This is a genomic window from Lactobacillus sp. wkB10 (assembly GCF_000760615.1).
GTDB classification, from domain to species: Bacteria; Bacillota; Bacilli; order Lactobacillales; family Lactobacillaceae; genus Lactobacillus; species Lactobacillus huangpiensis.
In genome coordinates this window covers 113,992-133,799 of sequence record NZ_JRJB01000007.1, presented here as the reverse complement: position 1 = coordinate 133,799, position 19,808 = coordinate 113,992, and the positions used below count along the sequence as shown (strand labels likewise).

Sequence of the window (19,808 nt, the reverse complement as noted above, 5' to 3'; positions counted from 1 at the left end):
TAAATATATATAATTTAAATTTAAATAACACACTTTATTATGATTGCAAAACATCTGTAAATATAGAATGTATTTTATAATAATTTAATTACAGATATTTTTTACATATAACAGTAATAATATTATGCTTAATTATAGAAATTAAAATACTATTTCTTTTAATGAAAGTATGAGCAGCGATCTATATAACCTGTTAACTATTATTTTATTTACATTAATTTGGAAATAAAATTTTAAAAATCTCTACTTAGCAACAACTTACCAAATTTATATTTTGTTATTAAATAGAATATAGTTAGCTTTTTAACATATCAAAATTAATTCATACATTTACCAAATTCAAGAAAGAATAATTATAATTATTCTTTCTTGAATATTGTATGAAATTAATAGTCCCTGAAATCTTGCTTATATTTATTTGTGACGCTAAGATCATTCTCTGCCGTCTTACTTATTCGTTTGGTCTTCAAATTGAAAATAAACACATTTCAACTTAATTTTCTTTCGATACTATTAAGATATAAAACCATAATATAATTATAGCTACATTGTGAGCAGAAAAGACAACATTTGGTAAAGATAGCACATCTTAGCAGATAACAGAAAAAAATATACATTTAAAATTGTAAGAATTTAGTATCAAGATGAATGATTCTTATTACTACTATAGGCTCCCTCAGCTCTTAAGTCATTGCGCTCCGTAACAACTTTCTTTAAACCTAATTTATCAATAGCTCTAATTAAAAAGCGATCCTTTATAACCTTTTGTTCTATTTTCTTTTCAACTTTTTCATCTGTTTTAAAATTTAATCACTTTTTGTAGCCAAAAGAAGTATTGCTTATATTTGTTTTAAGAGAAAATTAATTATTTGATCTGAGTAAAAAAGTAACTAATGACGAATTGGGCTATGTTAAAAACGTTTCTAAAATTAAAATGTCAAGCTGATTTACAGCTTGACATCAAAATTATTTTAAAATCCATTAAACACTTGTAAAAAGAGTAAATTAACCAGATCGGTTTAGTAACCCATATAACGATTTCTTTCCCAGTCAGAAACAGTTTGAGTATATTGAGACCATTCTAATTCTTTAGAATCAATAAAGCTCTGGGTTAAATGCTCACCTAAAGCATCTTGAATTAGTTTATCCTTCTTAAAAGCTTTTAATGCATTGTGCAACGTTGAAGGAAGTGGTTTGATTCCCATTTCATTAAGTTGATCTTCACTTAAATCAAACAAATTGCAAGTTACTGGATCCATAGGCATTTTTTCTTCTTTAATTCCAGCCATTCCTGCACTTAGGCATGCAGCTAAAAGCAAATATGGGTTAGCAGTTGGATCAGCAGAACGCATCTCAAGTCGAGTATTTAATTCTCCAGCTGAAGGTACTCTAACCATAGGAGAACGATTCTTTGAAGCCCAAGAAATATATACTGGAGCTTCAAAACCGGGAATTAAACGCTTGTATGAGTTAACAGTCGGGTTGCCAACTGCTGTAATTGCGCGAGCATGCTCTAGAATACCATTTAAAAAGTACAAAGCAGTTTTGGATAAATGATATTTATTATTTTTATCATAAAACGCATTTTTATTGCCTTTGAACAAAGACATATTGGTATGCATCCCGTTACCAGCTTGACCTTGTAAAGGCTTTGCCATGAATGTAGCAAACAAACCATGTTTCTTAGCTATTTCACGTACAATCATTTTAAACATTTGCACGCGATCAGCAGTTGTCAGGGCATCATCAAATCTAAAATCAATTTCCTGTTGGCCATCTCCTACTTCGTGGTGAGCGGCTTCAACTTCAAAACCAATGCTTTCCAAGGTTTCAACAATATCTCGGCGGCAACTTGCACTTTCATCATTCGAAGTTAAATCAAAATATGATGCATGATCTGGAACTTGAGTAGTCCAATTACCGTTTTCATCAAGCTTTAGTAAATGAAATTCGGCTTCAAAACCGATATCAAAAGCAGTAAATCCCAAGTCTTTCATTTGGCCAATAACTCTTTTTAGGTTATTTCGTGGATCACCTGAAAATGGCTCACCATCTGTATTATGAACAGAACAGGTTAAACAGCCGATCTTACCACCTGTGCTGTCATCCCAAGGCAAAACGGACCAAGTAGAAAAATCAGGATATAATATCATATCACTTTCTTCCAAACGAACAAATCCGTCAATTGAAGAACCATCAAAGCGCACGTCATTTTCTAAAACCTTGTCTAACTGACTATTTGGAACTTCAACTGCTTTTAGTGTTCCATTAATATCTGTGAAAGCCAGTCTAATAAATCTGACATCTTCTTCTTTGACACTTTTTCTTATGTCATCTGCTGAAATTTTCTTTGTCATGCTTCTCCACCTAAAAAATCAAACAATAATTGGTACAGTCTAAACCAGAAAATTTATTCTTGTTTAGAACTAGACTTAAGATTAGCAAATGATTAAAAACTTGTAAAGTGGTCTAACAAAAAATATCAAAACTTTACGAAACTTTTACTTTACATTTATAAATATCTTTAATTATTTTTGAAAAAATAATTCATTGACTGCATTAGTAATCGCTATTTTCACATGAGCATAGGTCAGTCCACCTTGCATATATAAAGCATAAGGTGGTCTAATTGGACCATCTCCTGAAAATTCGATGCTTGCTCCTTCAATGAATGAGCCGTCAGCCATAATCACTTGATCTTCATATCCCGTATCATTACTTGGTATAGGATCAACAAATGAATTAATTGGTGAGTTTTCCTGTAAAGTTTTGGCAAATCTGATCATTTTGTCTTTATCATGAAAAATCACTGTTTGAATTAAGTCAGTTCTGTTTTCATTCCATTTAGGAGAAACTTCTAATCCCATCTTTTCTAATAAAGCTGATGAGTATATTGCACCTTTAATAGCATTTCCGGTAACACTTGGTGACACAAAAAGACCCTCAAAATAATCAAGATTATTATTTAAACTGGCTCCTTCTTCGCGACCAATACCACCGGCGGTAAGCCTTGCCGCAGTATTTTCAATTAGTTCGTGCTTACCAACAACATAACCACCTACTTTTGCCAGTCCACCACCAGCATTCTTAATTAATGAACCAGCCATTATATCAGCACCATATTCAGTAGGTTCATGTTGCTCGGAAAATTCTCCGTAACAGTTATCAACAAAAACTATACTTTTCGGCGAAACTTCCCTGATCATTTTAATCATTGGCTTGATTTTTTCCACCGTAAAACTCGGTCTGGTATTGTAGCCTCGTGAACGCTGAATGACAACCATTTTAGGTTGATGTTCTTTTAACAGCTTTCGTGCTGAATCAAAATCAACACTGCCATCAGATAACAAATCAACGTGAGAAAACTTAACACCATATTGTTTCAAGCTACCACGACCATTACCGGCAATTCCAATAACTTGTTGTAATGTATCGTAAGGCATACCAGTTAAATAGGTTAGTTCATCACCTGGGAGCAAATTTCCTGCCATTGCAGTAGCCAAAGTATGAGTACCAGAAACAAACTGCGAGCGGACTAAGGCATCTTCGGTGTTAAATATCTGTGCGTAAATACGATCTAACTTATCTCGCCCGCTGTCATCAGACCCATATCCAGTACTACCAATTAAATCGGATTCAGCAACAGCTTTGTCTTTAAAAGCTTGTAAAACTTTATTTTGATTAAATAGAATATTTTGATCAATTTTTGCTAATTGGGGCGCTATCTTCTTGTCAGTCTCTGTAACTATTTCATTTAATTCTTTTGGCCAGTTATTCATTTAACCAAACCTCAACTTTCTGTGTAATTTTATTTAAACAATTCGGATCTTTAAGTGGATCAAACCAAGTGACAGGTAATTGATGACGAAAATATGTCAGCTGCCTCTTAGCATATCTTCTTGAAGCTGTTTTTAAATTTGAAACGCAATTTTCAAGATTATCTTGTTTTGCAAAATAAGGAAAAAACTCTTTATAACCAATAGCCTGCAGGATTGTATATTCTTGAGCACGATTTTGATAAATAAATTTTGCTTCTTCAAGCAATCCTTGTTCCATCATCTGATCAACACGCAAATCAATTCTACGGTAAATTTTAGCACGATCTGAATTGAGACCAATAATGAGGTAATCATATCTTGCCTCTATTTTTTTTTGCTGTTGTGAAAACTTTTTTCCTGTACGTTCAATTACTGTCAGCGCCCGTAAAACACGGCGAGAGTTATTTGATGGAATTTTTTGAGCTGCTTCTGGATCTCGCTTGTCTAATTCTGTCCACAATTCATTTTTACCATGTACCTGCAAAAAGTTTTCCCAATTTTTCGTTGTCACCGATTCTTGGCGAGATGGTTCTCCTAATTTCATTTTGTTTAAAAGTGCATTAACATAAAAACCAGTACCACCTACTAAAAGTGGCAGCTTACCTTTGGCAGTGATTTGCTCAATAGCTTTTTCCGCCTGCTCAATAAAATCTATCACAGAATATGGCTCAAAAACTGATTGAGTATCAACAAGATAATGCTGAATAGCGGTTTGCTCGGCTGGAGTTGCTTTAGCTGTTCCAATAGCCACCTCTTTATAAACCTGCATTGAATCACCCGAAATAATTTCAGCATTTACTTTTTGAGCGAGCTGAATTGCCAAAGAAGTTTTTCCAATTGCCGTTGGTCCCACTATTGCCAAAACTTTTTGCATCTTTTTCCCTCATTCAATAATAATATAGAAAAAACACGTTTGAAAAATTAACAAACATGTTTTCTATTTAATATTTGGACTTCTTAGTACGACCATTCCATTCATCAAAGCCATTTTTTAACCATTTAATAGATGAAAAGTTCTTTTTCTGTAGAAATCTGGCAGCTCGCAGGGTAACTGATAATGAATCAGAGTATAAGTAAACCGGAAGATCGGACCTTAATTCAGTATATTGATACTTAAGCATTGTATAAGGTAAGTTTCTGGCACCATCAATATGTTTTCTTTTGAAAGGTTCTTTTTCACGTAAATCTACAACCTGTGCTTTACGCATTCCCTTATTAAATTCATCATTAGACAAGTCTCCACCGCCCAAGCGCTTAGTCTGTATTTTATTCCATAACCAAACTGCAACGAAGGCTAAAATTATTATAATTAAAACCGCATCTAGAATAACTAAAAAAGTTGACATAAATTGTATTTCTCCTACTAAAAGTTTCTAAAAACAATATACTCTTAATGTAGCTTAAGAGCCATGCTTATTTTTATTTCTGCGTTCTTCATATTCATATTCGCGACGCAGTATTATTTTTGCAACTAAATAATCATGCTTATCGATTAAATGTGAACGGTTGATGTTATCTAGTTCAAGAGCCATTAGCTCAATGTCCCATATTCTCTTTCCTACATGGACAAAAATGCCGTATTTTTCCAAAAGCTGTTGTACATCATACAGAGTTTTCATTATAAGTTGATTACCATACCCATTCTGATAGCTGCCACACAATAAATTATCAAAGCACATACTGCAACAACACGCATTTTCATTGAATACTTTCTTAAGTTTTTTTCACCCAAAATTACAGCAATTAAAAATCCGGTTATAAACCCACCTATATGTCCTGGAATATCGATATTAGGAGCAAAAAGATCAAGAACAATATTAATCAGTGCCAGCCAAAATGACTGCCTACCTAAATAAACAAGAATCGGATTAGCACGATTTTGCAATGCAACAGCAGTCATTGCACCAAAAAGTCCAAACAAAGCAGTTGAAGCACCAGCACTAATTGCGTTATCGTTTCCCCAAGCCAGGCTTAAGAGATTTCCGCCAATGCCTGAAAGCAAATAGATAACTAAAAAACGCCAATGACCTATTATTGTTTCCATATAAACTCCCAGATAATAGATCATCACTGCATTTGATATTAAGTGCATAATTCCAATATGAAGGAATTGTGCGGTAAACAAACGCCACCACTGGTTACCTATAACAATAGCATCATTTTTCATTGCTCCCAATTTCATTAAAACGTAGATATTTTCGGAGCCACCTATTGCAGTTTCAATTAAAAAGACTAAAAAAAGAATAACTAGAATACTGATAGTTATATAACAATTTTTCAGGTTTTGTCGCTGGTTCATAATAGCCTCAGTTATTTCGATAAAATTGATTCAGGAGTGATAATTGTTTGAATTGGAACGTCAGTTGCTTCTATTTTCCACGCTGCAGTTTTAAAAATCATCTTTGAATTGACCAAAGCTACCGTCTTTGAACTAAGATGTTTTGCCAAAAAGCGATCATAATAACCACCGCCAAATCCTAAACGTTGATGCGAATCCAAAGCAAAAGCTAATCCGGGCACAATAATTAAGTCAAGATCATTATTAATCTGAGCATCCGGTTCACTTACTTCTTCAACACCAAATTTCGACTTAGTTAACTTAGTCATGTAACTATAATAAATAAAATCTTGGGAACGTTCACTGTTATCGTTAGCACGAGCTAAATAAACATCCTTTCCTAGATCCCATAACTGTGCAATTAGTCCTGAAGTATCTACCTCATAAGTTAGAGAAGATGTTATCCCTACGCTTTGACAGTTGCTAAGTAAATCAGAATTCAAAATATTTTTAAGCAGGGTCTGATCTTCAGTGCTTTTTAGAGACGTTTCCGCAAAATTGCTTAGTTTTTCTACTTGTTGTTTTCTAATTTCTTTTTTTGATTTTGTCATGATTCTTCCATATAAAAAATAGCAGGAGCATAGGCTCCTGCCATATTGGTTAATTACTTAGTTTCACGATGAAGAGTAGTATGTCTTTCGACTGGGCAATACTTCTTCAAACTTAAACGTTCCGGATGCTTACGCTTGTTTTTCTTAGATAAGTAACTTCTATCGCCACATTCGGTGCATTCCAAAATGATGTTATCTGCCATTTCTTTCACCACCTACGCTTTTATTCTGACTGTATTATCTTAGCATTTTTCCTTTATTATTACCAGTAATATTCATAAAATTCTATTTTTTATGTAATTTAAAGTAATCCTGCACCATTGCTTTAGTCATTTGTAGCGTATATGAACCCTCATGTTCAGGATCAAGTCCAGGAAATATTACCGCTGTTGCTATTTCAGGATTATTTGATGGCGCATAGCCAACAAAAGTAGCATTAACCAGCTCAGGCGGATTTTTTTGGTTAGGATTATCAGGATCGTAATAAAATGTTTGAGCAGTTCCTGATTTGCCGGAAATAGAAGGTTTTACATTTTTTAGTTTATGCGCTGTACCCCAAGAATTTGTACCATGAACAACGCGCCAAAAGCCTTGTCTGACAATATTCAGCTCATCTGATGTCCAGGGTATACGTAACTGAACTTCTGGCTTTTTATTATAATCTACATAAACTTTTTTCCCGTTATTTGAAGTTCGTCCAATTGACTGCACCACATAAGGCTGCATTCTATAGCCACCATTTGCAATAGTAGAAACGTACTGAACCATTTGAATTAAAGTATAAGCATCATAGTTACCATAAGACAGGTCTAACACAGAACCTGAAAGAACCAATCCTTGATCATTAAATGATTTGCCCTGAATTCCGGAAATTTCTCCCGGTAAGTCAATGCCAGTTTTTTGACCTAATCCAAACATATTAAAATTATGTCGTAAAGGTTCAAACGCCGTTTGTGGCATATAAATTTTTGTTTTAGGAACATATGAAGCTTTAACCCATTTCATTGCTAAATGCATCATGTAAATATTACTTGAAACTTCAAGTGCCGTTTCTGCATCAAGGGCTCCAAAAGTACCTATTGGATAAACAGACTTTTTAACAGGAGTACTGGGCAAGTAAACTGGTGTATCAGGCATTACATTATTTGTGGGAGTAATTACCTTATTAATTAATCCTCCACCTACCATTGCGCCTTTAACAGCTGACCCCATTACAAAAGACTGATTAATTATTCCTAATGCGTTATTAGTAGTTTTATTCTTCTTTGGGTCACGACTAATACCAGCAATAGCTAAAATAGCACCAGTTTTAGGATTCATGGCAACAGCATAAGCTCCATTTGAATAGCGAGCCGCCCCTGAACCAACAGCTGCCGCATAGATATTTTCTAATGAACTTTGAACTTCTTTTTGATATTTAGCATCAAGCGTTAAAACCAAGCTTGCACCAGCTTGACCAGAATAAACCGATTTCGATTGTTCAATATCGCCTGAATTTTTAGTCCAAACTTTACTTGTAGCTTTCGTTCCCTTAAGCAATGGTTCATATTTTTCTTCTAAATATGATGTACCGACTCGATCATTCCTAGAATAGCCGTTAGTTAAATAATATTGTAAATTATCACTAGGCAAGCCAGCTTTTTCAGTTGATACGGAACCAATAATGCTGCGAATTGATGAACCATTAGGATAAGAACGTTGCCAGTCAGTACCAATTCCTACACCAGGCAAATCAGAAAGATGCTCGCCTACTTCCGCAATTTCCTTATCAGTCAGATGATTATTTTTAATATAAATGGTAGAAAGAGTATATGCCCCTGAAATCTTATTGTAAATTAAAGCTGCTGTTTTCTCACGTGCACTTAATTTAACATGTTCAGCACTAACTTGCTCTTGGATTCTTTTATTAATTAAATTATCATCCTGTGTTGCTCTCACTGATTTAGGAACTTTAGCGGCTTCCTTAGCACTATTATTTTTATTAGCCAAATAATAATCAATTACTTGCTGCTGTGTCGGTTTTTCGTCTTTAATTGAAATATATTGACTAAGAGAATTTGAAATTGAATAAATATCTTCACTTGTAGTAGAAACACTTTTAGTATAGGTAATAGCATTCTTAGCTCTATTTCCTACCAATACGCGTCCTTTGCTGTCATACATAACCCCACGAGGAACTTGACCGGAAACTACAGCAGAATTAGATTTTTGCACTTCAGCCTTAAAACGAGAACCGTAGCCTATTTGCAAATATGCCAGTTGCCCAATTAACGTAGCAAAAAGGACAAAAATAATCCCCAAAATTATCTTCATTCTTATTGGAGTAGAAGCTTGTTTTTTGGAATTATTATTTTTAGTCTTCAGTTTTTTCTTAAAAAAATTCAATTAGACTCAACCTCACTAAACTAGTGTAATTTTAGCAAAAACTAGATGACAAATCTATTGAGATGTTAACGTTTTGAAAAATCTTTAATAGATAAGTTACAAATGGCAATTAATAAACTAGTTATAGACACTTCATAAAAAATCTTCTGTAAATTATTTATTTGTAATAAAATATTGGTGGGATATAAAAAAGAAAGAAGATTGAACTATGACACTTAAATTTCTAATTGGAGTTGACGCAGGCGGAACCCATACAATGGCAATTGCTTATGACTTAAAAGGTCATGAGCTTGCACGTGCACAAGCTGGACCAGGTCAGGTAAACACTAACTACGCCAGTGCAATAACCAATATTACAAATGCTATAAATAAATTAATTGATGAAATCGATGGTGACTGCCAACGTATCTTATGTGGAATAGCTGGCCTATCTGTTGTTGGTCATGCACCTGAAGTAGCAGCTGAGATTTCAGCTAAAGCTAATAACTTACCGACCAGAGCAATTACCGATTCACTTTTAGCTCTTTATAATGGTCTTGAAGGTGAAGATGGTGGCTTAGTGATCGCTGGTACTGGTTCGGTTTATAATGGTTTACAAAATGGCAGAATTATCACAACGGGAGGATATGGCTCTATTTTAGGTGATGAAGGTTCCGGATACGCGATTGCTTTGTCAGCTTTAAAGTCTGCCTTACTTAGTTGGGACAAACGAGAAGAAAATGAACTAATTTCAATGTTTAATAAATTGTTTAAAGTTGACAATCTCAATGATGCAACAGCTAAATTTTACAAGACAGCAAACGCTGACTTTGCGTCAATGGCCGTTGATGTAGCACAACTAGCTGATAAAGGTAATCCTTTTGCATTAGCAGTAATCAAGGAGCAAGCAGAACTTCTTGCACGTGATATTATTATTGGCATGAATCGTTATGAAGATCCTAAACCAATGAAAATTGCATTAACCGGCTCTGTACTCGCTAACAATCACATGTTGCGAGATTTTCTTGAAGATAAAGTCCGGGAAAAATATCCAGACGCACAATTTTCAATTTCTAACGGTGAGAATGCTCGCGGTGTAACCTTTGATAAAAGCAAAGATTACCGCTATTTCACCAATCACTAAATCTTCCATAAAAAAGACCAGAACTTTACGTTTTTCATTTTAAGAAAACGCATATGCTCTGGTCTTTTTTTTATCGAAAATAGCAAGACACTTTTGTAAAGACTGCTAACTATTCCTCTACTTTATTGATCACTACATCAAATTTACCACCAGGTGTTGATATAGTTACTGTTTCACCCTTTTTTTTGCCTAAAATTGCTTGGGCTATTGGCGAATCGTTAGAAATCTTACCATTCATCGGATCAGATTCATCACTACCAACGATGGTATATGTTTCTGGCTCATCTTCACCAACTTCCGTATAAGTTACTGTTTTACCCACTGCAACTTCATCTGGATCACTAGAGTTAGCGTCAACCACATGAGCATACTTAAGCATTTCTTCAACAACGCTAATACGATCTTCTAAATGGCTCTGTTCGTCTTTGGCAGCGTCATATTCAGAGTTTTCGGACAAGTCACCATAAGAACGAGCAACTTTAATTCTTTCAATCACTTCAGGGCGCTTCACGACTTTTAGATTTTTTAATTCTGCTTCCAGTTTTTCTTTTCCTTCAGCAGTCATCGGATAAGATTTTTCAGGCATTAAATTTCCACTCCTTAAAGTTAAATTTCTTTTTGCAAAGATCTATGATATTACTTTAACGATTAAAGTCAACCATTAGCGTATTTCTGCTTTAAGCTGCTTTTCGAGACTTGAGTCAATAGAATTTATTGCTTCGTTAACAATTGCATCGGTTAAAGTATCATTTTCATTTAGGAAAGTCAGACGATATGCAAAACTCTTTTTATCCTCGGCGATATGAGACCCACGATATACATCGATAATACGCAAATCATGGAGATACTTGCCACCATTTTCTTTGATGACATCTTCAACAGTTTGGTTAGTAATTTCCTGGTCAACTAAGATTGAGAGGTCACGTTCAACAGCAGGGAATTTTGGTGCCGTTTGTGCTGTGGTGTGCGGATTAAGAATTAGTGGAATAATGACATCGAGATTTAACTCGTACCCATAAATTTCACTATCTTTCATAGCTTTATTAGATTGAGTGACAGGGCGATCTAGCATACCAATCATGCCAACATATTTGTTCTTAACATATATACCGGCAGTTCTGGTGGGATGCATATACATAATTACTTCAGCCTTGTATTCAACATCTTCCGCGTCAATTCCCAAAGCTAAAAACAAGTTGGTAAGTTGTCCTTTAACATAAAAGAAATCAATTTTTTCATTATTGTTTTGCCAGTTTTCAAAATAAACATTACCACTATATAGTGCAGCTAAATGCTCATGTTCATTATAAGTATTATTTTCGAAATCATAGACACGTCCTTGCTCAAAAATTGCCAGTTGATTTTGCTTGCGAGCCATATTATAGGCTGCAGCATCTACTAGACCTGTCATAAGGTTTTGTCTCAGAGTTGAACGGTTTGAATTCAATGGCATCTGGACCTCAACTGGCCTCTTAGGTTCTTGGGAAAAGCCAATCGCTTTTTCAAGTGAAGTTAGAGAATAAGAAATAGCTTCTATTAAACCTTGCCCTTGAACAATATTCTTAATGCGTCTAATGGCTTCTTCTTTTTTAGAATAGCCACCATGTGTTTCTGCTAAAACTGGCTGTGTAGATTTGATATTATCATATCCATATAAACGTCCAACTTCTTCAACAAGATCAGCAGGAATAGCTACATCCCAGCGCCGTGCTGGCACATCAACAATTAGTTCATCATTATTAATTTCTGCCTTGAAATTCAAACGGGAAAAAATTGCAGAAATATCTGATGAAGAAATATCGGTACCCAAAACTTTATTTATGTAAGAAATCGTTGTTTTAATTCGAACTGGTTTCTTTTCTTCATTACTTCCCGTTATCACACCTTCATTTATTTTTCCAGAAGCATCATTACGTAAAAGCATAGCAACCATATCTAATGCACGAGTTGTTGCATCCCAGTTAACACCTTTTTCATAACGACTAGAAGCTTCCGTCCTGTTAGCGTGACGCAAAGCCGCTTTTCTTATTAAAGTTGAATCAAAAATAGCCGACTCGAGCAAAACGTCAGTGGTATCAGCTTCAATCTCAGAATTAAGACCGCCCATAACTCCTGCCATCATCACAACTTCTTCACCATTCGTTATAACAATGTCATTAGGATCAAGATCAACTTCTTTATTGTTTAAAAGTGTCAATTTTTCGTTCTTTTCAGCTTTTCTGACCACTAACTTATTTGTTTTAAAAGCACGAGCATCATAACTGTGCATTGGCTGGCCGGTCAAAAGCATAATATAATTTGTTACGTCAACAACATTATTAATGGGTCTAATGCCGGCATTCCAAAGCCTCCTTTGAAGCCAAAGTGGACTGTCCCCTATTTTCACATTACTGATTTTGCGTAAATAGAACTTAGGTGCAAGCTCAGGATCAACATCTACAGTGAAGTCTTTTGTCCAATCTGGACCGTCTTCCTTAAGGGTTATATCTTCAACTCTGACAGGTGTGTCAGTAATAGCACCGACTTCATAAGCAGAGCCTTCCATTGATAAGGTATCAGCGCGATTCGGAGTAATGTCAAAGTCAAAAATATAATCATCCATTCCCAAAGGAGCAAATGCGGACTGTCCTGGTTTGATATCGGCATCTTCAGGAAAAATATAAATACCCTTAGCATATTTTTCAGGTACCAAATTATCTGGAAATCCTATTTCTTGTAAGCCACAAATCATACCATTTGATTCATTTCCACGTAATTTGCTTTTTTTAATTTTAACGTTATTAGCGATTCGAGCTCCTGGCAAAGCCACCACCACATTCTCACCAGCGGCAACATTTGGTGCACCGCAGACTATTTGATGAGGTTCATCTTCTCCCACATCAACATGAGTAAGATTCAGATGTGTGCCAGCAATTGGTTCACAGTCAAGAATATGACCAACAACTATCTGTTTCATACCCTCTTCAGGATGCTTGACACCGGCTACTTCGATACCTGTACGTGTTATTTTTTCAGCTAACTCCTTAGGATCTTGGTCTAAATCAATAAAATCCTTCAACCAACTATATGAAACCAGCATTATCTTTCCTCCTTACTGAATTGCTCTAAGAAGCGAACATCGTTAGTATAGAAATCACGAATATCATCAATACCATATTTAAGAATGGCAAAACGGTCTAATCCCACGCCAAAGGCAAAACCACCATAAACATTTGAATTAACTCCAGCATTTTCGAGAACATTAGGATGAACCATTCCAGCACCTAAAACTTCGATCCAGCCGGTATATTTACAAATTGAACAACCCTTGCCATTGCAGTTAAAGCAGGAAACATCCATTTCAACAGAAGGCTCAGTAAAAGGAAAGTAACTAGGACGCAGACGGGTTTCGCGGTCCTGACCAAAAATATGCTTTGCCATTAATTCCAAGGTTCCCTTTAAATCACCCATCGTAATGTTTTTATCAACTACCAGACCCTCCATTTGCATAAACTGATGTGAGTGAGTAGCATCATCGTCATCACGGCGATATACTTTGCCTGGTCCTACCATCTTTAAAGGGCCCTTGGCAAAATCATGTTTTTCCAATACGCGAGCTTGGTCACCAGAAGTCTGAGAACGTAATAAATCTTCAGAATCAATATAAAAGGTTTCTTGCATGTCTCTTGCTGGGTGGTCTTTTGGCAAATTCATCATTTCAAAACAATAATGATCTGTTTCAATCTCTGGTCCTTGCACAACTTTATAACCCATGCCAATAAAATATTTTTCGAGATCATCCAAAATAATATTGATTGGATGCTTTGTACCAAGATGCATTTCTCTACCTGGTAAAGTAACATCGATTTTTTCTTTAGCAAGTTGATCTTCAACTAAAGTTGCTACTATTTCATTTTTAGCATCATCCAGCTTGGCATTAAATAGATCACGCAATTTATTAACTCGTTGTCCGACTTCACGTCTATCACTTGGATCAATATCTTTCATGGAATGAAGAATAGTTGTCAATTCACTTTTACGACCAGTTAATTTAACACGAACATCATTTAACTTCTCTTCATTTTTAGCCTTATCGATCTCATCAAGACCCTTTTCACGCAGTTCTTTTAACCTGTCAAATAAGTCCATAAAACTTTTCCTTTCAAATCAAAAAAAAGCTTCATCCCAAAAGGGACGAAGCTTCGCGGTACCACCCTAGTTTGGACACAAAATGCCCACACTCATGTTTCGATAACGGTGAATACCGGAATGGATTAGATTCTACTAGTAAGATGAAATTCACAGTTCTGTTTAGACTTTTCTTTCAGCTCAATAAAAAAGTCTCTCTGATTAAATGAATGCTGCTACTAGTCTTACTCTTTGTAATTAGTTAATAGAATATATCTTTTTTTAAAAACTTTCAAGTGGATGTATAAATTTAAACCCACTTATCTGCCCAGCCATGAATTTGGTCAAAAACAGGTTTTAATTCTTCACCTTTTTGTGTCAGGCTATAAGAAATGATTTTTGTTCTACTGTCGACTGAACGATTGACAATATTTTCTTTTTCTAATTCTTTCAATCTTTCGACCAAAACACGGTCAGAGCAAGGCAACACACACTGTGCTAGATCTTTAAAGCGCATATAATCACCGGCACATAGTGAACTAATGATTAAACCGTTCCACTTCTTACCAATGATTTTAAATGCGTTAATAAAATGTTTGCAGTATTCATAATTTGAAGCGCCACAATCCGCACAGTTTTTGTCCTTAATACCTTGAGCCATGATACTGTCCTCCCACAAGAAAGTGTCTACTTTGTGTTTATTATATTAAATATACTTACTAAAAACAAGTATTAACAGTCAGGAGAAATAGTAGACGATAATTCCAGCTGCTACTGCAGCATTCAATGATTCAGCTTTACCTTTAATAGGAATATATAATTTATGATCACAGATTTTTGCTATTTCTGAAGTAACACCATGTGCTTCATTGCCAATAACAATCCCTACCTGTGGTACTTTTACAAACTCCTGTAATTTCCTAGCATTTCGATCCAGCATGCTTGAATATATTGGTATTGCATTGTCCTGCATTTCTTTTATAACATTAATCAAATCTTGAACAACTAACTTGATATGAAATTGGCTTCCTTGCATTGCGCGCTGAGTCTTAGGATTATAGATATCAACACTTTCAGGTGATAAAACAACACCATCAAATCCAGCTGCATCTGCTGTCCTAATAATTGTACCAACATTCCCGGGATCTGCCAGATGGTCTAACAAAACCCACTTGCCAAAATTAAAATGGTAGTTTTGTGGTTGAGTAATTTTTAAAACCATAAATATATCTTGTGAATTTTTAGTGCTGGCAAGATGATGAGCAACAGAAGAGTTAATTACGAAAGTATTCATACTTGTCAATAAGTGTGGAAAAATATCTTGAATCTTAGCTAAAGCTTCTTCAGTGCCTAAAAGATACTTGTACTTTTCGTTTGCATTAAGAGCTTCAGTGACTAGATGAAAGCCTTCGATTACGTATAATCCATTTTCTTGGCGATATTTTTTCTGCTTCAATTTAATTAATTCTTTTACCAATTTATTATTTAATGAACTTATTTTTTTAGACATTAAGGTATCTTCTTTCGTATTTATCAATATTATTTTTAATTTCAAGCTGATAAAATGTTAAAATCAAGAAAGTAGGACTAGGAAGGATTATTATGGGATTTTTTAATAAACACAAGAGCGAAAGAAAAAGCGATCCAACTGATGATTCAAGAGAAACTTGGCAATTAACCATTTCGGGTATTGTCCAGGGTGTGGGCTTTCGTTGGAGCGTATTAACCCTTGCTCAAAAAATGAAAATGACTGGCAATGTTCGTAATAACAGTGACAGGACAGTCACAATTACTTTACAGGCAGAATTAAGCCGAGTCAATCAATTTTGTGCTGAATTACCCAAAAATATTTCGCAATTTGCTCGCATTTCAAATATTAAAAAAGAAAAACTAACAAAAGTAAGCAAAATGAATGGTTTTCATGTATTATATTAGTTATTGGCAAAAAATAATAATTGGGTGAATTGAATGAAAAAATTTCGCAAATATATCGGATTAATTACTGTTTGTTTAACAGTCATGTTATTTGTTACTGCTTGTGCACAAAATGGTGGGGTAAATAAACCACCAACTGGTTTTATATACGGGTCAATCTATAAATTTATTGGTAAACCCATGCAAAATATAATGCTCTATTTTTCTAACCTCATAGGTGGAGCTAATGGAGCCGGCTGGGCTATTATCATAATGACTTTTGTAGTTAGAATGATTCTCTTGCCATTAATGCTTAATCAACAAAAGAAATCAACTACGCAACAAGAAAAAATGGCACGCCTGCAGCCGCAAATGAAGCTAATTCAAGATACCATGAAACGCAAAGATCTAAATCAAGATCAGCAAATGACTTTAGCCGGTTGGCAACGTGAACTATATTCTAAAAATCATTTATCATTAACTGGGGGAATGGGCTGCTTACCGTTAATTATCCAGTTCCCGATTATGATCGGAATTTATGATGCTGTAATGTATTCAAAGAGTTTGGCTAGTTCGTCATTCTTTGGTATTTCATTAAGCAGCAGGTCTATATCAGTAACAGTTTTTGCTACCATTTTTGCTTTTGCTCAAGGCTACCTTTCATTGGTAGGGATCCCTAAAGAGCAAAAGAAACAGATGCAATCTATGATGCTCATGAATCCTATTATGACGCTCTTCATCTGCCTCTCTGTTTCTGGTTCAGTTGCTTTATATTGGGCTGCCGGAAACTTTTTCTCCGTTATTCAACAGTTGATAGTAACATATATCATTATGCCTAAAGTTAAAAAAGAAGTAGACGAAGAATTAAAACGTGAACCTATTACAGAAGTCGTAACAAAGGAAAAAGTAGATGAGCTTCTTAACGCTAAGAAGGCTTCTCCTGCTCAGTCAGAGCAAACAAAACAGTTGCACGAAAACTTACGTAACCGCAACAAAGGAAAGCAACAAAGACGACCTTAGTTGTTTTATTGAGTCCCAAAAGTGGTCCAACTTTCAGGCCCACATATAAGTTGATAAGTAAAAAGACCTTTTAAGTCTGTTTATCTTTAGATTGAGCAAACCAATCAATAGACTTTACAAAGGTCTTTTTTAATTTGTTTCTTTTTTATTTTTCTTTGCTTTTTCAACTTCTTCACGTTTATGCAGTTTTTGGGATTGAGCTTTTGTAAGTGCTGGAAATTCTATTATAAACTGACTTCCTTGTCCTTCTACAGATTCAACACTGATTTTCCCATGATAACTGGTAACTAACTTTTGAGCAATTGATAAACCTAAACCGTTGCCACCTTTTTCTCTAGTTCTAGCTTTATCGACTCTGTAAAACCTATTGAAAATTTTGCTTTGTTCTTTTTTAGAAATACCTTCACCAAAATCCTGGACTATAATATGCACATCATCTTGCGACAATCCTGCTGAAACATTCATTTCCTTACGATCTGTAGAGTATTTAATACCATTATCAATTAGAATAACAAGTAACTGTTCCAAATGGCCCTGATAAATTTGGATTTCAGTATCGCTAGGTAAATCGTCCATATCTAGTCTGATAACAAAATCCATATGAACGAGCGACATATCACCAACGACCCGTTTAAGAACTTCAGAAACTTTGGTCACAGCATTAGGGTACTGTACATTAATTTGTTCCGCACGCGTTAAATCAAGCATTTCTTGAATTAAATGCTGCATTCTTTTAGCTTCTTGTAAAGAAGCATCAATTGATTCTTCCAAAATCTCCGGATCATCCTTGCCCCAGCGTTTAAGCATGTTTAAATGACCTTCAATTACCGCAACAGGAGTGCGAAGTTCATGAGAAACATCACCCACGAATTCTTTTTGCTGATCAATATAGCGTTGCATTCGATCTAACATTTGATTAAAAGAAACTGCTAGTTCTTGCAATTCATCATGACGGTGGAAATCTCTGATTCTTGCAGTACTATTTGGATCATCATTAACTTCTAAAGCAACTCGTGACATTTCTTTCACAGGCTTTACAATGTCACGAACAATTATATAAGCTACCAGTGTAAAAAGTACGATAGCTATTAAAGAAATTCTTACCATCCACTTTAACAGGTCTTTCATTAAACCGTTATAATATGTCATTTTATTTGCAACAACTATATAACCTGTAACTTTTCCTGAATGAGCGGCTCTAACTTTTTGATAAGTAATCAGTTCTTGTTTATGATTCTTAAAAATACGAGTCATCTCATAGTCACCTTTTATATTCTTAAAAGGAATAATTTTGCCACCATTATCAAAAACATCTTCTTTTCTAAGATTATAAACAACTACACTCAAATCCGGATTTGTTAACGAAGACAATAAGTCATCGTTAAATGCACTGTTATGTTGGTCAGAGCTGATCGGGGGATTGCCTTTTAATACTTCTCTAGCAGATGGTGTTAAAGCCGGAACAACATTTGCAATTTCTAATTCTTTGGGTATTCTGTTCAGGCTACTATTGAGCTTGCTTACCATCTCATTCGATGTTTCTTTTTGCTGGACCATCGATTGCTGACCTACAAACGAATATATTATTACTGAAAATACAATAAAAGAGACCATAATCGTCAGAGCAACGATACTAACCCATCGCAATACCAACGATGAATGTTTGGTCTCTTTTTGGGATCTTTTTTTACTTCTTTTCATCATCCTCATCTCTTACCATGTAGCCAGTTCCACGAACCGTTTTGATATATGATTGTTTACCAGGCACGTCAATTTTATTGCGTAAATAACGCACATAGACTTCAACAACGTTTGTTTCGATATTTGAACCAGGTCCCCAAATTTTTGCCAGCAACTGATCACGGCTAACCACGTTGTTTTTATTCTTAATCAAAGTCATGAGCAGGTTATACTCACGTTTAGTTAAGTCAACTGCTTTACCATCTCCACGGCGAACAATTCTATTTGCTGTCTCAATAGTAAGATCCTTGAATTTTACTACTTTCTTTTCAACAGAATCATCTGATGCGTCTTTTTCAATTTTTACTCTTCGTAAAACTGCACGCAAGCGCGCCAAAAGCTCTTCAATTGCAAATGGCTTAACAATATAATCATCAGCTCCATGATCAAGACCAGAAACGCGGTCAATAACAGAATCACGTGCAGTCATCATAATGATCGGTGTACTCTTAACTTGACGAACTCTTCGGGCAATTTCTAAACCATTAAGATCAGGAAGCATAAGATCTAGCAGAATCGCATCAAAATCTTCTTTTAAGGCCAAATCTAGTGCCTTGCGACCATTACTTTCAACAACAGTATCATATTTTTCATGTTTTAATTCCAATTCAACAAAGCGCGCTAAATTTTTTTCATCTTCAACAATTAATATTCTTGCCATTTTTTATCTTCCTTTTTTAAAATTTGATTTCAGTTAATTTAATTTGTATTCTTGTCAATAAGTAAAGCATACTTTAAAAATGCTTTTAAAACAAGATTAAAAACCAGCATTTTAATAATACTGATTTCTAATGATATTTAATTATTCTTAT

19 protein-coding genes and 1 other annotated feature are annotated in these 19,808 nt (G+C 34.9%); of the genes, 3 read left to right on the top strand and 16 right to left on the bottom strand.

Features of this window, described 5'->3' with window-relative positions:
• Nucleotides 1–1,019 precede the first annotated feature (1,019 nt).
• From glnA to LACWKB10_RS06300, 9 genes are all read right to left on the bottom strand, one after another.
• The gene (gene glnA, locus LACWKB10_RS06335) at nt 1,020–2,357 is read right to left on the bottom strand and encodes a type I glutamate--ammonia ligase (RefSeq protein ID WP_034980211.1); all 1,338 of its coding nucleotides are present in this window, start codon (nt 2,355–2,357) and stop codon (nt 1,020–1,022) included.
• A gap of 171 nt (nt 2,358–2,528) precedes the next feature.
• A complete protein-coding gene (locus LACWKB10_RS06330) occupies nt 2,529–3,779 on the bottom strand; it encodes a methionine gamma-lyase family protein (RefSeq protein WP_034980209.1) in 1,251 nt (416 codons plus the stop codon).
• Entirely contained in the window at nt 3,772–4,692 is a 921-nt protein-coding gene (gene miaA, locus LACWKB10_RS06325; protein ID WP_034980207.1) for a tRNA (adenosine(37)-N6)-dimethylallyltransferase MiaA, read from the bottom strand. Before miaA ends, LACWKB10_RS06330 begins: the two co-directional genes overlap by 8 nt.
• Before the next feature lie 67 nt (nt 4,693–4,759).
• Nucleotides 4,760–5,164, bottom strand: coding sequence for a rhodanese-like domain-containing protein (locus tag LACWKB10_RS06320; protein ID WP_034980205.1), 405 nt, complete (start codon nt 5,162–5,164; stop codon nt 4,760–4,762).
• 54 nt (nt 5,165–5,218) lie between these two features.
• On the bottom strand, nt 5,219–5,437 hold the full coding sequence (locus LACWKB10_RS06315; RefSeq protein WP_034980203.1) for a YqgQ family protein: 219 nt from the start codon (nt 5,435–5,437) through the stop codon (nt 5,219–5,221).
• Nucleotides 5,437–6,117: a rhomboid family intramembrane serine protease gene (locus LACWKB10_RS06310; protein ID WP_034980202.1), complete on the bottom strand. Its 681-nt coding sequence runs from the start codon at nt 6,115–6,117 to the stop codon at nt 5,437–5,439. The genes LACWKB10_RS06315 and LACWKB10_RS06310 overlap by 1 nt, the downstream gene beginning before the upstream one ends.
• A gap of 11 nt (nt 6,118–6,128) precedes the next feature.
• Entirely contained in the window at nt 6,129–6,707 is a 579-nt protein-coding gene (locus tag LACWKB10_RS06305) for a 5-formyltetrahydrofolate cyclo-ligase (RefSeq protein WP_034980201.1), read from the bottom strand.
• A gap of 53 nt (nt 6,708–6,760) precedes the next feature.
• Nucleotides 6,761–6,910, bottom strand: coding sequence for a 50S ribosomal protein L33 (rpmG, locus tag LACWKB10_RS10015; RefSeq protein WP_081945351.1), 150 nt, complete (start codon nt 6,908–6,910; stop codon nt 6,761–6,763).
• 82 nt (nt 6,911–6,992) lie between these two features.
• Nucleotides 6,993–9,020, bottom strand: a complete 2,028-nt coding sequence (locus LACWKB10_RS06300; RefSeq protein WP_369792488.1) for a peptidoglycan D,D-transpeptidase FtsI family protein — start codon at nt 9,018–9,020, stop codon at nt 6,993–6,995.
• Nucleotides 9,021–9,300: 280 nt separating this feature from the next.
• Between LACWKB10_RS06300 and LACWKB10_RS06295 the strand changes: the two genes are divergently transcribed.
• A complete protein-coding gene (locus LACWKB10_RS06295; RefSeq protein WP_034980199.1) occupies nt 9,301–10,215 on the top strand; it encodes an N-acetylglucosamine kinase in 915 nt (304 codons plus the stop codon).
• 109 nt (nt 10,216–10,324) lie between these two features.
• On the opposite strand, the gene greA is transcribed toward LACWKB10_RS06295, so the two are convergent.
• The 5 genes from greA to LACWKB10_RS06270 form a co-directional block, all read right to left on the bottom strand.
• Entirely contained in the window at nt 10,325–10,801 is a 477-nt protein-coding gene (greA, locus tag LACWKB10_RS06290; protein ID WP_034980198.1) for a transcription elongation factor GreA, read from the bottom strand.
• A 75-nt stretch (nt 10,802–10,876) separates the two neighbouring features.
• Complete coding sequence (gene pheT, locus LACWKB10_RS06285; protein WP_034980197.1) at nt 10,877–13,294, bottom strand: phenylalanine--tRNA ligase subunit beta; 2,418 nt, start codon at nt 13,292–13,294, stop codon at nt 10,877–10,879.
• Nucleotides 13,294–14,343 carry a phenylalanine--tRNA ligase subunit alpha gene (gene pheS / locus LACWKB10_RS06280; protein WP_034980196.1) on the bottom strand — a complete coding sequence of 350 codons (1,050 nt, stop codon included), beginning with the start codon at nt 14,341–14,343 and terminating at the stop codon, nt 13,294–13,296. The genes pheT and pheS overlap by 1 nt, the downstream gene beginning before the upstream one ends.
• A 38-nt stretch (nt 14,344–14,381) precedes the next feature.
• Nucleotides 14,382–14,584: a binding site (T-box leader), on the bottom strand.
• Between the two features lie 48 nt (nt 14,585–14,632).
• Entirely contained in the window at nt 14,633–14,983 is a 351-nt protein-coding gene (locus LACWKB10_RS06275) for a helix-turn-helix domain-containing protein (protein WP_034980194.1), read from the bottom strand.
• Between the two features lie 78 nt (nt 14,984–15,061).
• Nucleotides 15,062–15,832 carry an RNA methyltransferase gene (locus LACWKB10_RS06270; protein WP_034980192.1) on the bottom strand — a complete coding sequence of 257 codons (771 nt, stop codon included), beginning with the start codon at nt 15,830–15,832 and terminating at the stop codon, nt 15,062–15,064.
• A gap of 92 nt (nt 15,833–15,924) precedes the next feature.
• Here LACWKB10_RS06270 and LACWKB10_RS06265 point away from each other — a divergent pair, with 92 nt between their 5' ends.
• Together LACWKB10_RS06265 and yidC are read left to right on the top strand one after the other, a co-directional pair.
• Nucleotides 15,925–16,257, top strand: coding sequence for an acylphosphatase (locus LACWKB10_RS06265; protein WP_052060314.1), 333 nt, complete (start codon nt 15,925–15,927; stop codon nt 16,255–16,257).
• A 33-nt stretch (nt 16,258–16,290) separates the two neighbouring features.
• Nucleotides 16,291–17,256, top strand: coding sequence for a membrane protein insertase YidC (gene yidC, locus LACWKB10_RS06260; RefSeq protein ID WP_034980190.1), 966 nt, complete (start codon nt 16,291–16,293; stop codon nt 17,254–17,256).
• Nucleotides 17,257–17,385: 129 nt separating this feature from the next.
• Here the strand turns inward: yidC and LACWKB10_RS06255 are convergent, their stop codons facing one another.
• Entirely contained in the window at nt 17,386–18,966 is a 1,581-nt protein-coding gene (locus LACWKB10_RS06255) for a HAMP domain-containing histidine kinase (RefSeq protein WP_152560569.1), read from the bottom strand.
• Entirely contained in the window at nt 18,944–19,657 is a 714-nt protein-coding gene (locus LACWKB10_RS06250) for a response regulator transcription factor (protein ID WP_034980187.1), read from the bottom strand. Before LACWKB10_RS06250 ends, LACWKB10_RS06255 begins: the two co-directional genes overlap by 23 nt.
• Between the last annotated feature and the right edge of the window lie 151 nt (nt 19,658–19,808).